Origin of the sequence: Actinoplanes couchii (assembly GCF_016862075.1) — a bacterium.
GTDB lineage: Bacteria > Actinomycetota > Actinomycetes > Mycobacteriales > Micromonosporaceae > Actinoplanes > Actinoplanes couchii.
Genome location: NZ_BOMG01000010.1, coordinates 1 through 13,214 on the forward strand (window position 1 = coordinate 1; position 13,214 = coordinate 13,214).

Sequence of the window (13,214 nt, forward strand, 5' to 3'; positions counted from 1 at the left end):
GCGAAGGCCGAGGCTGAGGACGGCGACGCGATTTTTGTCGGTCCGGTGAAGGCCGAGGCTGAGGACGGTGGCGCGGTTTCCTGGCGGCCCCGCGAAGGTCGACAGCGGGCGCCGGTCGCCATCCGGCGATCCGGGCGGCGTCACAGCAGCTCCGCATCATGGACGACCAGGGCGATCTGCACGCGGTTGTTCAACTCGAGCTTGCTGAGCAGCCGTGACACGTGGCCCTTGACGGTCGGAAGGCTCACCCGCAGCCGGGTGACGATTTCGGCGTTGGAGTAGCCCTGCCCGACCAGGACGGCGACCTCACGTTCTCGTTCGGTGAGCACGGCGAGACGCGACTGGGCCCGGGCCCGGCGGCTGCTCGCCTGGGGATCGGCGACATGATCGATGAGCCGCCGGATGAGCGTGGGGGACAGAATGCCCGCACCGCCCGCTACGGACCGCACCGCCGCCAGGATCTCCAGCGGCGCGGTGTCCTTCAGCAGGAATCCGCTGGCCCCGCTCCGAAGCGCCTCCAACACATTGTGGTCGGCCCCGAACGTCGTCAGCACGATCACCTGCGGCGCCCCGGCTCGGCTGCGGATACGCCGGGTGGCGGCCAGACCGTCGACCCCGGGCATCCGGATGTCCATCAGGATCACGTCCGGCCGGTGAGCATCCGAGAAGGTCACCGCCTCGGCGCCGTCAGCGGCCTCCGCGACCACCTCGATGTCGGCCGAGCCGCCGACCAGGATCCGCAACCCGGCCCGGACCATCGCGTCGTCGTCGACGAGCATCAGCCTGATCACCCGCGGACCGGAGCAGGGCTCTCCGGACACGGGAACGGTCCTGGTGGGTGCCGGCGAACCGAGCCGGGTGGAAGCTATTTCGGCCACGGCAGATCCACCTCCGTCCGGAACTCGTCGTCGGACGGACCGTGGGTCACCCGGCCGCCGGCCAGGGCGACACGTTCGTCGATTCCGATGAGTCCGTGGCCCCTGCGCTGGTCGGAGCCGGTGCCCCCATGCGCCGTCCAGCGCCCGGTGTCCGGAGTCGAAGCCCCGTGACCGGTGTCCGCAGTCGAAGCCCCGTGACCGGTGTCTGCGGGCGAAGCCCCGTGCCCGGTGTCCACAGGTGCAGCCCCGTGTCCGGTGTCTCCGTGCGCAGTTCCGTGCCCGGTGCCCTTGTTCGCCGTTCCGTGCAGAGGATTGGTGACGACGATGCGGAGCCCCCGGCCCGCAGCGCCGAACAGGCGGACAGCCGCGGCCGGGCCGGTGCCGTGCTTACGGGCGTTCGTCAGGCATTCCTGGATGATGCGGTAGGCGGTACGGCTCAACTGCGACGGCGGGCTGTCGTGGGAGACCCCGTTCCAGTAGTCGACGGTCATGCCGGCCGCCCGCGCGCTGGTGATCAGGTCGGTCATGTCGCCGAGCCCTGGCTGTGGTGGCTCCGGACGGCCGTCCGGCACACCGACCACCGTGCGCAACTCCTCCAGGGCGTCGTGGGCACTGCGGCGGATGGCCCCGGCGGCGATCGCCCGCTCCTCCACCGAAGCGTCCACCCGCACTTCGAGAGCACCGGCGTGCAGACTGATCAGGGACATCCGGTGGGCGAGCACATCGTGCATCTCCCGGGCGATGCGGGCCCGCTCGGTGGACCGGGCCTGCTCCTCACGCCACTGTTGCTCGGCCACCAACCGCGCGGCGTGATCACGCAGTGATGTGGTCAGCCGCCGGTAGGCCTGCACGAACAGTCCCCATCCCACGGCCGCACCGGTGACCAGGCCCCGGATCAGCAGGTCCAGCCAGATCCCGTACGCCGGATGGTCGTGCAGTAGGAAGTAGACCCCCGAGGTGGCGATGTTGCCCGCGCCGAGCAGCAGCACGAGTGGCAGCCGGTGCCGGATCGCCGCGGTGAACAGCGCCACGATGATCGGGCCGGTGGCGGTCACCGAGATCGCGCCGAACGGCAGCAGCACCCCGGCGACCGCGAGTGGGAAACGCCTGCGCACGAGCAGAGCACCGGCGCAGGCGACCCCGAGCGCGAGGTCGGCCTGCCACGGGATGGCTGGGCCGGGACGCATCGCGTCACCCAGCACCATCATCACGGTGCCGTAGAACAGAGCGACCACGATCGCCACAGCGTCGGCGACCCGGTCCCGCAGGACGGCCTGGGCGCCACCGGGCTCAGGAACCAGGAGGGCGAGAAACATGGCGCAAGAGTAGAAGGATCCGAGGCCATCGGGGAGCTACCAAAGTATTGCTTGAAAACATGCCTAAGAACGATGTGGACGGCATCCGCGCCGAAGCATCCTTCCCGGCATGACAGATCTCGGCAGACACTCTCCCGCCCGGTCCGCCGGCGCTCTCCTCGTCGTGGTCGCCTGGGGCGTGATCGCGGCCTTCTGGACCCCGCGCGGCCCGCTCACCGGCGGCCAGGCGCTGTGGTCGATCGTGATCAGCGCGGCCGTCGGCGTCCTGGCCGGCCGGTCGGCGCGCTCACGGTGGGCGATTCTTCTGGCCCCTTTGTTGTACGTGGTGGCACTCGAGTCGGCCCGCATCGGCGTCTCCGGCCCCTCAGTGGATCCACCGGTGCTGACTCCGATAGGGGTCCTCGTGCTGGTCAGCGGTCGTTTCATGCACGGTCTCCTGGCTCTGCTGCCGATGGCCGCCGGTGCCGCCTGGGCACACCGCCGCCCGGCTCGCACCAGGTTCCGCCGGGTGGCCGGCCGGGTCGCGACCAGCCTGGCGACGGCCCTGACCGTGGCGCTGGCGGTGGCTGTCGTGGTGCCGGCGCGAACCGATCCGATCCCCGGTGGGATCGCCGAGCTGACCGATGTCGACGGTCTCGGCGTGATGATCAGGGGACGATCCACCACCTCGCCGGTGCTGTTGTACGTGCCCGGTCCACCGGGTGCGTCGGACACCGGGATGATGCGAACCCGGTTGTCCGCGCTGGAGAACCACTTCGTGGTCGCGACCCTGGACCGGCGCGGCGGCGGAGCGTCCTATCCGGCCCTGGGCGACGGGGTCACGCTGGACTCCGAGGTCGCCGACGTCATCACCGTCACCGACCGCCTACGACAGCGTTTCGACCGGGACCGGATCGTGCTGCTCGGGCACTCCGGTGGTTCTATTCCCGCGATCGTGGCCGCGTACCGGCATCCGGAGCGGTTCAGCGTCTACGTCGGCACCGGCCAGGCGGTGGATCTACGTGCCGGCGACCGGATCTTCTACCAGGACATGCTGACGTGGGCGCGAGCCCAGGAGAGGCGGGAGGTGGTGAAACGATTGGAGGAGCAGGGTCCACCACCATGGCCGGACGTCTACGACTACGAGCCGTTCCAGCTCTACGTGAACGAGGCGTACGGTCTGCCCGCTCCGTCCTTCGACCTGAACGTCCCGGAGTACACCATGCTGCAGAAGGTCCACACGATGGTCGCGATGCTGGATACCTGGGACGAGTTGTACCCGGGCTTGCAGAGCGTCGACCTGCACCACGACGTGCCGGCGCTGACGGTCCCGGCCTATTTCATCCAGGGGGAGCGGGAGATGCGAGGGCTGGCCGTTCCGTTCGCCTCCTGGTACGAAACGCTGCGCTCGCCGGACAAACGCCTGGTGACCATCCCGGGAGCCGGCCATCGCCCGATGTCCGAGACCCCGGACCGGTTCGTCGACGCACTGACAGCCCTGCTCCAGCCATCCGGTTGACCGCCACGCCGGGTTTGCTGGGCGTGGTCGGGATTGGGTTCGGGCTGTTCGGGCTGTTCGGGCTGTTCGGGGTGGTTTGGGGCGGGTGGGGGTCAGATGAGGGCCATGCCGGGGTCGGGGTCCGGGTCAGGTGTGGGGGCCGGGATGCGGTACTCCTCGGTCAGAGTCGTCATCGGGCCGGGCCAGGTTGCCTGGGCCACCTCGATCGGCTTTCGGGTCTCGTCGAAGGCCACGTGGAGCAGGTGCAGGACGGGGGTGTCCGGGCGGATCTGCAGGATCTCCGCCTCTTCGCGGCTGGGCTGGCGGGCGCTGATGGTGTCGGTGGCGGTCGTGTAGCGGCGGCCCAGCACCTCCTCGGCCTCCTGGTAGAGGGGGCGGCCGAAGGCCTCGTGCCGTTCCAGGGTGGTGCCGCTCGCGTCCACCACCCGGAACCAGGAGGCGCCCACCTCTACGGTGGCGTCGTCGGCTCGGACCACGTGCCGGCGGACCAGCATCTCGGTGCCGTCGCGGACTCCGAAGGCGTCGGCCACCTCGGGGGGTGCAGCCTCGCGGCCGACGGCGGTGAGCTTCTGTCGGTAACGGGCGGCCAGGTCGGCGTGATAGCCGCGGTGTGCTCCGTACCGGCCGCGGGAGAGGCGGTTGAGGCGGCGGCGGGTGCCGCGGACGTACGTGCCGGAACCGGGTTTGGTGATCAGGATGCCTTCGACCCGCAGCTGGTCGACGGTGCGCTGGACGGTCTGCTTGGCGACGCCGAACATCTCCGCCATGGCGGGGATGGAGGGGAGGCGCTCGCCCGGCTGCCAGTCGCCACGCCGGATGCGCTCCCGCAGTTGGGCTGCGATCTGCCGATGCGGGAACTCCGCGGCGCCCGGATTGATCGTCATCCTGCCTCCTCGACCTAGGAGCTAGGTTCCTAGGATGCACCAGGTGTCGTGGTGGCCGCTAGAGCGACACGCACGGTATCCCGACGGCGACCGGGTCGCCGGTCACCGGGTGGTGGCGATGAGGGGAGCGCGTCAAGCACTCGCCGATCATCGGGCGGCGGCGCTGAAGGGGAATCCGTCGAGCATGGCCGATCGGCGAACTGCGGTGCTGCGAGCGGACGCAACGTGCATGTAGCTGATCGCCCGACCGTGGTGCTGCGAGATCGCCGGACCGCGCCCGCTATGGGTGAGGGCGACGAGCGCGTCGCCCGGACCCGCCGGATCGCGGTGCTGTGAGCGAGGGTGATGAGCGCGAACCCGCCGGACTGCAGTGCTGTGAAAGGACACGACAGGCCCATTGCTGACTGCGTTCCTGCTGGTGGAGGCGGTGAGCGCATGGCTGTTCAGCGGGCGGCGGTGCTGTGGTGTGGCGAGTGGATGGCTGTTCAAACGGGTGGCGGTGCCGTGGGCTTGGCGTGCTCATGGTCTGGCGGCTGTGTCTGCGTCGTGAGTGAATTCGGCTGATGGCTACAAAGCTGATAGCGGTCTAGCGGGTACAGGCGTTTGCACCGCATACTGAGGACACGTTAAGGAGGGTTGAGGGGTCGGAGGGGCGACATCCAGCGGCAACTGGGTGTCGCCCGCCTGACTCGGTGGCCCTTTCGGGCGACACACGCGTGAGGGGAGGGTGAGGGGAGTGACGGACTTCTACCGGGGGCCGCGAGCCGTCATCACACATCGGATCGTGAGAGTGTCCAGTGAGTGCCGCCGCAGCTTCGAGGTGGCCGAGCTGACCGACATCCGCGTCGTCCGGTCGCGCGACGGGCAGGATCGGGCCGGTCATCAGGCACTTGGCGCATCTGCCCTGGTGGCGGCCGTTGTCTCGCTTCCCGTGCTGGGTGCCGGCTCGATGATTGTGGCGGTCACGGCCACCGCTGCCCTGACGCTCGGCGCCGGCTTCCTGCTGCGTTCGCGGTCCGGGCGCCGCCGGCAGCTCCGCGCGTACTATCGCGGGGTCGATGTGGAGATCTTCTCCTCCACGGACGAGCGTGAGTTCGAGGCTTTCCGCCGCGGTCTGATCCGGAGCAAGGAGGCTCGGGAATCCTGAGTGTCCATTAGGCTATGCTCAGCGGGTTATGAGCGACACAGCAGTCTGCTACATCGCTCTTAGCGTCGGTCAACGGCGACGGAGATGCTGGGTGGGGGCGAATGTCGGCTGAGCGCGAGGAATTGCCCGCTGTCTCCCGACGGCGGGTTCGCCTGGCCCTGCGAGCTGCCCGGGAGCGCGTCGGTTCGACCATCAACGACGTCGCCGACAGTCTCAACTGGTCCCGCTCCAAGCTACAACGCATCGAGCTGGGCGAGGTCAGCATCACGCCGACGGACCTGCGGGCGATTCTGACGCATTACCGGGTCACCGACGAGGAGCGGATCTCGGCGCTGGTGGAGGATGCCCACGTCGCGCGGCGCGAGCGTTACTGGGTGGATCCGGTGCACCGGCGACATCTCACGCCGGGTCTGGTGCAGTTGCTGCAGTTCGAGTTGGCCGCGACGACCATCCGGGAGTATCAGCCGACCATGGTCGCCGGTTATCTGCAGACGGCGGAGACCGCGGAGGCGACGCTGGCCTGGTCCGGGTTCGACCTGGCGGAGGAAGCCCGCCGGGTGCGCCGCGAGGTGCGGCTGGCCCGCCGGACGAAGGTGATCGAGCGCGGCGGTGCCCCGGATTACCTGCTTCTGCTCGACGAGTCCGCTCTGTGGCGGATGATCGGGGACAAAGCGTCGATGGCCGCCCAGTTCGAGGACCTGGTGGAGACCATGTCCCGGCCGAACGTCCGGGTGCGGGTGGTCCCGATGGACGTGGGCGCGGTCGTGGCGATGTTCGGTTCGTTCAGCATCATGCACCTCGGCGGCGAGAAGACCGCCAGCGCGGAAGTCGCCAGCGCGGAAACCGCCAGCGGAGCGGAAAGCGGCGGCGCGGAGGCCAGCGGCGCGGAGGCCGGCGGCGCGGAAACCGCCAACGCGGAGGCTGGCGGAGCGGAAGTCGGGGGTGCGGAAACCGCTGGCGGCGCGGAGGCTGGTGGTGCGGGGACCGGTGGTGCGGGAACCGTCAGCGCGGCGGCCGGCGGTGCGGAGGTCGGCGGCGTGGCCGGTGGCGGCGGTGACGGCAGCGGCGGTGATGACAGCACGGGCAGCGGCGGCGGTGGCGGTGACGGTGACGAACCCCAGGACGCCGTCCTGTACCGCGAGTCGTTCACCCGTGATGACCTCGTCGAGGAATGGTCCGAGGTCCGATTTCATCTGGATGTCTTCGAGCGCTTCTGGGACGAGGCCCTCGGAGAAGAAGCGAGCCGGGCGCTGATCCTGGCGCGTGCCTACGATCTGCGGGCTCAGATCGCCAGGGCGGCAGCGGCGCCCGGCCGTGGTCAGGGCAGGGAGTCCTGACCGTTTTCGAGATGAGGTCGAAATGATCGATACCACAACGGTGTGGGAGAAGAGTTCCTTCTGTTCGACGGGTGCCTGTATCGAGGTCGGCCGGGTGGCGAACACCGTGATGCTCCGTGACGGCAAGAACCCGGAGCAGGAGCCCTTGATCTTCACGTACGAGGAATGGGACGGCTTCCAGAACGCTGTCCTGGCCGTCGGCAAGTCTTTCTGACTGTGTGAACGGGCGTCCCCTCGGGGCGCCCGTTTCAGTCACGAAAAGCCGACGGTCACGAAAAGCCGACGGTCACCCAAGCCGGGCGGTCACCAAGAGCTGAGCGGTCACCAGGAGCCGGCGGTGGGGCCGGCGGATCCGCCGCGGCGGCGCAGGTACTTCTCGAACTCGCTGGCGATCTCGTCGCCGGTCAGCGGCTGGATGCCGGCGTCACCGACACGTTCCTCGAGCTCCCGGACGTACTCACCGAGTTCGGCGTCCTGCTCGGCGGCGGCCCGGACGCGCTTCTCCCAGTCGTCGGCCTGCTCGGCCAGGTCGGCCATCGGGACCGGCAGGTCGAGGACGTCCTCGATCCGGCTGAGCAGCGACAACGTGGCCTTGGGGCAGGGCGGGTTGTTGGCGTAGTGCGGGACGTGCACCCAGAACGACAGGGCGTCCAGGTCGGCGCGGGTGGCCGCCTCCTGCAGCACGCCGACGATGCCTGTCGGTCCGTCGTACCGAGTAGGAACGACCTTGTATTTCTCGGCCATGTCGGGGTGGCTGGCGGTGCCGCTGATCGGCAGGGGCCGGGTGTAGGGCACGTCGGCCAGCAGGGCGCCGAGCAGGACGATCCGGTTGACCTCGAGGCTGTGGCAGATCTCCAGGACCGATTCGCAGAAGGTACGCCACCGCATGCTCGGTTCGATGCCGCGGATCAGGACGACGTCCCGGTCGGCGCCGGGCGGGCTGGCCACGGTGAACCGGGTGGTGGGCCATTCGATCTTCCGGGTCTCGCCCTCGGCCATGGTGATGGTGGGCCGGCTGACCTGGAAGTCGTAGAAGTCCTCGGGATCGATGCTGGTGACCTCTTTGGCCTCCCACACCTGCTCGAGATGTTCCACGGCCGCGGTCGAAGCGTCCGCAGCATCGTTCCAGCCCTCGAAGGCGGCGATGGCCACGGGAGAGCGGAGCAGCGGAAGGCCGTCGAACTCAGTCATGGCACACAGCCTACGTGCGGTCACCGGAACGTACCCGGTGGCCGCGCCGGGCTCCTCGGCCGATCGACGGGCCTCGCTGTCGATACAGGCCACCAAGTCGCATATATCTGGGCATAATGCTGCATATGGCTGAACACGTTGACCAGGTTCTGGGGCCCACCGACGACACCGTCAGCTTCGTCCAGGATCGCGGGATGGTGTACGTGACCGCCCTGTGGGTGCTGGCCGCGGCCTGGTCGCCGATGCTGCTGATCACCCTGCTGGTCCGGATGGCCGCCGGCTACCGGCCCGGCGCGGGCGACATCGTGGTGTACGCGGAGTTCACCCTGATCGTCCCGGCGGTGCTGGCCGCCGTGGCGCTGCTGATCGTCTGGCGCCGGCTCGGCTGGCTGCACACCTCGGTGCACGGGCTCGACTTCGCCGCGACCGGGCGGCGGCCGGTGCATCTGCCCTGGTCCGGCATCGCGTCGGTGGCCCTGCACGGGCGCGGGCCGTTCACCGAGCTGGTGATCAATCCGATCGCCGAGGACTACGCGACCGAACTGCCGGGCTCCGGTGGGCATCCGCGGGTGCGGCGGCGGGGCGGTGATTTCGCGTACATCATCGATGTCGGTCTGATGTCTCCCGGACCGGAGGTCCTGCTGGCCGAGCTGCACCGGCGCCTGCCCAGCAAGGTGTGACACAGCCGTTCAGGCGAGGTTCAGGTGAATCGGTCTAACGTGGAGGTCCCCCGCCCAGGAGGACCGCATGCTCGTTCGACCGGCACCGATCCTTGCCCCTCTCACCACGTTCGTGCTGCTGGCCGGCTGCGCCCCCACGGCGCCCGGCCGACAGGACCCACCACCCGACCGGGCCGCCGACCCCACCGTCGCGATCACCGGCAGCGTCGACCCCGACGGCACCGACACCCCCGAGGAGTTCGAGAAGGACATCCGTGGATCCCAGCTGATCGCCGAGCAGTACTGGGAGCAGCGGCTCGGTGGCTCGTTCCAGGCGATCAGGCAGGTCATCCCGTACGAGCGGGACGGGGAGGTGGACTGCGCCGGCCAGCCGTTGCCCCGTAACAACGCGGTGTACTGCTCCGCCGGTGACTTCATCGCGTACGACGTGAACTGGGCCTTCGCCGCCTTCCAGCAGATCGGCGACGCCTTCGTCTACTACCTGCTCGGCCATGAGTACGCGCACGGCGTCCAGGCCCGGCTCGGCATCCGCAAGGAGTTCACCATCGAACAGGAACTGCAGGCCGACTGCATGGCCGGGGCGTTCATCGGCGACATGGCCCGCCAGCAGGTCCTCACCATGCAGGACGGCGACACCCAGGAGTTGGCCGACGGTCTGGCCGCGGTCGGCGACGATCCGGGGCAGCCATGGTTCGCGCCGGGTTCGCACGGCACACCCCAGCAGCGGTTCCAGTCGTTCGCCGACGGATACGAGAACTCCCTCGCCGCCTGCAACCTCTGAGGGCGCCGTCACAAACCATCGGCGCCCGGCCCGATCGACACCAGAATGGGGGCGTGAAACCTGCCGCGGTCCTCTTCGACATGGACGGCACACTGGTCGACAGCGAGAGTGTCTGGGGCGATGCCCTGGCCGAGCTCGCCGTCCGTGCCGGTGGCGTCCTCTCCGACAGCGCCCGCCTCGCCATGGTCGGCACCAGCATGGCGCGCAGCATGCAGCTCTTCCGTGACGACCTCGGGCAGCCCGACCGGCCCGAGGCGCCGGACGTGCACTGGCTGACCGAGCGGGTCCGTGAGCTTTTCGCCGCGGGCATGGTCTGGCGGCCCGGTGCGATGGAGCTTCTTTCGGCTGTACGGGTGGCAGGGATCCCGACGGCACTGGTCACCTCCACGGGGCGCAGCCTCGTCGAAGTGGCGCTCAAGACCCTCGGCCCGGAGAACTTCGACGTCGTGGTCTGCGGTGACGAGGTGCAGAAACCCAAACCGGACCCGGAGCCGTACGTCACCGCCGCGGCCCTGCTCGGTGTGCCGATCACCGCCTGTGTCGCCGTCGAGGACTCGCCCAGCGGGGTGGCCAGCGCGCTGGCTGCGGGCGCCCGGGTTCTGGCGGTGCCGGCCGAGCTCGAACTGACCCCGGTCGATGGCGTGCACATGCGGACGACGTTGACCGGCGTCGACCCGGCCTACCTGGCCACCCTCCTGACCGCTGTCTGACCCGTTCTCAATCGGGTTCCCAGTCGGGCTTTTCAGTCGGTGGCTGTGCCCCCGGTTTCTTAGTTGAGGGCCGTGCCCCCGGTTTCTCAGTTCAGGGTCGTGCCTCCGGTTTCTCAGTTGGGGCGGGGTCTCCGGGCGCGGGGATCAGGCGTAACGCGGCCAGGATGCCGTCGGCTGTGTGGGCCGGGTGGTAGCCGCTCTCGGGCCACCGGCGACCGTGGGCCAGCCAGACGCTGGTGATGCCCAGTGCGGCGCAGCTCGCGATGTCGGCGTGGGCTGAGTCGCCGATCATCCAGGCGCCGTCCAGGGAACCACCGGCCGCCGCCGCGGCCATCCGGAAGATCTCCGGGTCGGGTTTGCGGTGACCGGCCTGCTCGGAGATCACCCAGCCGTCGACCAGGCGGTCCAGGCCGGTGTTGACGATCTTCGCCTGCTGTTGCGCGGTGCGGCCGTTGGTGACGATGACTGTGGTCCAGTTCGCCAGGCGGCGTAGTTCGCCGGCCACCCCCGGCGCGAGGACCACCCGGTCCGCGGCGCCGGTGTTCAGCAACTGATGGATCGCCGCCGATGCGATCTGTGGGTAGCGGGCGGTCATCGCCGCGGCAACCGTCTCCCGGCCGGCGAAACCACCGCCGTCGGTCGCCATCACCCACGCCAGGTCACCGGTGGGCAGGCCGTGCTCGGCCAGGAATCCGGTCACCGCGTCCCGAAACGCCGAATCCCGGTCGATCAGGGTGTTGTCCAGATCCATCAGCAGCAGCGGCATCCGGTCATTCTCCCGTGGATACCTGGACAGCCGGTCGGCTGTCGAGGAGTGCGTCGCCATGCGAGCCGAGGTCAGAGACCACACCGGCGCGGCTTGGGCCGAAGTGGGGACGGGCGGGAGGTAGGGAGACGAGCGGAAGGTCGCGGCCGAGGAGGTCAAGCAGACGACGGACAGGGACGTAGCCGGGCGGTCAGGACCGAGGCCGGGCACGCCGGATTGTGGGGAGTCCGAGGCCAGGAACGCCGGGTGGTGGGGAAACTGAGGCCGGGCACGCCGGGTGGTGGGGAAACTGAGGCCGGGCACGCCGGGTGGTGGGAGGACCGATGGACCTCCCTCCTCGGGACGTGGTGGTGCGGTGGGTCAGAGGCGGGGGCGGATCAGGCCCGTCTCGTAGGCCAGGATCACGGCCTGGGTGCGGTCTCGGAGACGTAGCTTGGTCAGGACGTTACGGACATGGGTTTTCACCGTGGTCTCGCTGACGCCGAAGGCACCGGCTATCTCGCTGTTGCTGTGGCCTCGGGCCACCTGGACCAGGACCTCGCGTTCGCGGGCGGTCAGTGGGGAGAGCCGGGACAGGGCATTCGCGTCGGGCAGGGTGGACAGTGCCGAGGTCAACCGGTCCAGTACCCGGGCCAGGATCCGCGGGGCGATGACCGCGCCACCGGCGGCCACGGCGTGAATGGCGGCCACCAACTCCTCCGGCGGGGAATCCTTACGCAGGTAGCCGGTAGCGCCGGCCGCGACCACGGCCACCACCTCGTCATCGGCGGCCGTGGAGCCGCCTACGCCGGAGAGTGCGCCGCCTACGCCGGAGCGGTTGCTGCCCAGGCCGGTACCGGCGGTGCTGCCCAGGCCGGTACCGGCAGTGCCGCTTGAGCCGGTACCGGAGGTGTTGCCCAGGCCGGTACCGACGGTGCCGCTTGAGCCGGTACCGATGCCCATGCGGTTGCCGCCTGTGCTCCTGGCACCCGTGCCTGTGCCACCGGCGTTCGTGGTGTTCGGGTGTGTGCCGGTGTCGTTCGTGTCCGTGCCGCTCAGGACCAGTACCCGGACCGCCAGGCGGGCCTCGGTGATTGCCCGGGCCACGGCCGGGCCGTCCAGCTTGGGTAGATCCACGTCGACTATCAGCACGTCCGGTAGCAACCGCCGCGCCAGGTCGATCGCCTCCGCCCCATCGCGGGCCTCCCCGGCGACGACGATCTCCCGGCGGCCGTCGCTCCGATCGTCGCTGTCGGCGTGGCCGGCGGTACCCGGATCGGATCCCGCCGTGGTGGCTCGCGCCGTGGGGAAGGATCCGCGTTGAGCGGCCGCCTCCTGCTGACTGCTCGCATCCCGCTCACCGGCGGGCGGCCCGCCGCGCTGTCCGTCGGCGGGCGAGGGCTGTCGGTCGGCGGGCGAGAGCTGCCGGTCGGTCGGGGAGGGCTGCCGGTCGCGGAGGGGGTGAGGCGGGGAACCGGCACTCGTGGTGAGAACCGCCCGCAGACCGGCGCGTTGAAGGGGAGCGGCGTCCGCGATCAGCACCCGCAGCGGACCCGTCACCAAGCACCACCCGGCAGTTCGGCCGGCAGACCATCCGGCAGTTCGGCCAGCAGACAACCCGGCAGCTCGGCCAGCAGACAACCCGGCAGCTCGGCCGGCAGACCATCCGGCGGCCCGGCTGGCAGACCACCCGACAGCCCTGTCGGCAGATCGCCGGACAGCCCGGAGAGCTGGCCACCTGACAGCCCGGCCGGCAGATCGCCCATCGTGGGCGGGGTGTCGGGGATGTCGGCGGCTATGGGGCCACGCCACTGGTTGCCCGCCGTTGGCTGAGCGCCGGTCGGGGCGTCGACGGTGACCGTGCCATTCGGCCGGATGGCGGACCTTTGCGTGGACATGGTGGTCCGGAGGACACCGGTGGTTGTGGCGGCGCACGGTGGAAGTGGCGGGATGATCCCGGGAACGGCGGTTGCTGTCGCGGCCTTCCGGAGGTGGACGGTGCTGCGCCCGGCCGTCCGGAAGTGGGCGGTGCCGGGCCTGGTCGTCC

The 13,214-nt window shown here is 69.8% G+C and carries 13 protein-coding genes and 2 pseudogenes; 7 read left to right on the forward strand and 8 right to left on the reverse strand.

Annotated elements, in window-relative coordinates:
• Positions 1–140: 140 nt before the first annotated feature.
• Positions 141–791, reverse strand: a complete 651-nt coding sequence (locus Aco03nite_RS02685) for a response regulator (protein WP_307837621.1) — start codon at positions 789–791, stop codon at positions 141–143.
• Positions 792–865: 74 nt separating this feature from the next.
• Positions 866–2,194, reverse strand: a complete 1,329-nt coding sequence (locus tag Aco03nite_RS02690) for a sensor histidine kinase (protein WP_239144857.1) — start codon at positions 2,192–2,194, stop codon at positions 866–868.
• A gap of 109 nt (positions 2,195–2,303) precedes the next feature.
• Between Aco03nite_RS02690 and Aco03nite_RS02695 the strand changes: the two genes are divergently transcribed.
• Positions 2,304–3,692, forward strand: coding sequence for an alpha/beta fold hydrolase (locus tag Aco03nite_RS02695; RefSeq protein WP_203792959.1), 1,389 nt, complete (start codon positions 2,304–2,306; stop codon positions 3,690–3,692).
• Between the two features lie 92 nt (positions 3,693–3,784).
• Here the strand turns inward: Aco03nite_RS02695 and Aco03nite_RS02700 are convergent, their stop codons facing one another.
• Positions 3,785–4,576 (reverse strand): GntR family transcriptional regulator, encoded by a 792-nt coding sequence (locus Aco03nite_RS02700; RefSeq protein ID WP_203792960.1) that lies wholly within the window; start codon positions 4,574–4,576, stop codon positions 3,785–3,787.
• Between the two features lie 736 nt (positions 4,577–5,312).
• Here Aco03nite_RS02700 and Aco03nite_RS02705 point away from each other — a divergent pair.
• From Aco03nite_RS02705 to Aco03nite_RS02715, 3 genes are all read left to right on the forward strand, one after another.
• The gene (locus tag Aco03nite_RS02705; RefSeq protein ID WP_203792961.1) at positions 5,313–5,723 is read left to right on the forward strand and encodes a DUF6232 family protein; all 411 of its coding nucleotides are present in this window, start codon (positions 5,313–5,315) and stop codon (positions 5,721–5,723) included.
• Between the two features lie 101 nt (positions 5,724–5,824).
• On the forward strand, positions 5,825–7,060 hold the full coding sequence (locus tag Aco03nite_RS02710; protein ID WP_203792962.1) for a Scr1 family TA system antitoxin-like transcriptional regulator: 1,236 nt from the start codon (positions 5,825–5,827) through the stop codon (positions 7,058–7,060).
• Positions 7,061–7,082: 22 nt separating this feature from the next.
• Complete coding sequence (locus Aco03nite_RS02715) at positions 7,083–7,274, forward strand: DUF397 domain-containing protein (protein WP_203792963.1); 192 nt, start codon at positions 7,083–7,085, stop codon at positions 7,272–7,274.
• 107 nt (positions 7,275–7,381) lie between these two features.
• Here the strand turns inward: Aco03nite_RS02715 and Aco03nite_RS02720 are convergent, their stop codons facing one another.
• A complete protein-coding gene (locus Aco03nite_RS02720; protein ID WP_203792964.1) occupies positions 7,382–8,251 on the reverse strand; it encodes a PAC2 family protein in 870 nt (289 codons plus the stop codon).
• Positions 8,252–8,376: 125 nt separating this feature from the next.
• On the opposite strand from Aco03nite_RS02720, the gene Aco03nite_RS02725 reads away from it, so the two are divergent.
• From Aco03nite_RS02725 to Aco03nite_RS02735, 3 genes are all read left to right on the forward strand, one after another.
• A complete protein-coding gene (locus Aco03nite_RS02725) occupies positions 8,377–8,931 on the forward strand; it encodes a hypothetical protein (protein WP_203792965.1) in 555 nt (184 codons plus the stop codon).
• A 67-nt stretch (positions 8,932–8,998) separates the two neighbouring features.
• Positions 8,999–9,712, forward strand: coding sequence for a neutral zinc metallopeptidase (locus tag Aco03nite_RS02730; RefSeq protein WP_203792966.1), 714 nt, complete (start codon positions 8,999–9,001; stop codon positions 9,710–9,712).
• 53 nt (positions 9,713–9,765) lie between these two features.
• Entirely contained in the window at positions 9,766–10,422 is a 657-nt protein-coding gene (locus Aco03nite_RS02735) for an HAD family hydrolase (RefSeq protein WP_275415805.1), read from the forward strand.
• Positions 10,423–10,513: 91 nt separating this feature from the next.
• Here Aco03nite_RS02735 and Aco03nite_RS02740 read toward each other — a convergent pair whose 3' ends face one another.
• The 4 genes and pseudogenes from Aco03nite_RS02740 to Aco03nite_RS02750 form a co-directional block, all read right to left on the reverse strand.
• Positions 10,514–11,188, reverse strand: coding sequence for an HAD family hydrolase (locus Aco03nite_RS02740; RefSeq protein ID WP_203792967.1), 675 nt, complete (start codon positions 11,186–11,188; stop codon positions 10,514–10,516).
• Between the two features lie 360 nt (positions 11,189–11,548).
• Positions 11,549–11,953: pseudogene (locus tag Aco03nite_RS52550) on the reverse strand (response regulator transcription factor); the annotation flags it as partial.
• A gap of 255 nt (positions 11,954–12,208) precedes the next feature.
• Positions 12,209–12,727: pseudogene (locus Aco03nite_RS52555) on the reverse strand (response regulator transcription factor); the annotation flags it as partial.
• The gene (locus Aco03nite_RS02750; RefSeq protein ID WP_203792968.1) at positions 12,724–13,065 is read right to left on the reverse strand and encodes a hypothetical protein; all 342 of its coding nucleotides are present in this window, start codon (positions 13,063–13,065) and stop codon (positions 12,724–12,726) included. The pseudogene Aco03nite_RS52555 and the gene Aco03nite_RS02750, both read right to left, overlap by 4 nt.
• Positions 13,066–13,214: the final 149 nt, after the last annotated feature.

Bases quoted from the DNA above. Each gene is read 5' to 3' on its own strand.
- Aco03nite_RS02690 (WP_239144857.1), bottom strand. From the start codon at position 2,194: ATGTTTCTCGCCCTCCTGGTTCCTGAGCCCGGTGGCGCCCAGGCCGTC.
- Aco03nite_RS02695 (WP_203792959.1), top strand. From the start codon at position 2,304: ATGACAGATCTCGGCAGACACTCTCCCGCCCGGTCCGCCGGCGCTCTC.
- Aco03nite_RS02700 (WP_203792960.1), bottom strand. From the start codon at position 4,576: ATGACGATCAATCCGGGCGCCGCGGAGTTCCCGCATCGGCAGATCGCA.
- Aco03nite_RS02710 (WP_203792962.1), top strand. From the start codon at position 5,825: ATGTCGGCTGAGCGCGAGGAATTGCCCGCTGTCTCCCGACGGCGGGTT.
- Aco03nite_RS02715 (WP_203792963.1), top strand. From the start codon at position 7,083: ATGATCGATACCACAACGGTGTGGGAGAAGAGTTCCTTCTGTTCGACG.
- Aco03nite_RS02720 (WP_203792964.1), bottom strand. From the start codon at position 8,251: ATGACTGAGTTCGACGGCCTTCCGCTGCTCCGCTCTCCCGTGGCCATC.
- Aco03nite_RS02725 (WP_203792965.1), top strand. From the start codon at position 8,377: ATGGCTGAACACGTTGACCAGGTTCTGGGGCCCACCGACGACACCGTC.
- Aco03nite_RS02730 (WP_203792966.1), top strand. From the start codon at position 8,999: ATGCTCGTTCGACCGGCACCGATCCTTGCCCCTCTCACCACGTTCGTG.
- Aco03nite_RS02740 (WP_203792967.1), bottom strand. From the start codon at position 11,188: ATGCCGCTGCTGCTGATGGATCTGGACAACACCCTGATCGACCGGGAT.
- Aco03nite_RS02750 (WP_203792968.1), bottom strand. From the start codon at position 13,065: ATGTCCACGCAAAGGTCCGCCATCCGGCCGAATGGCACGGTCACCGTC.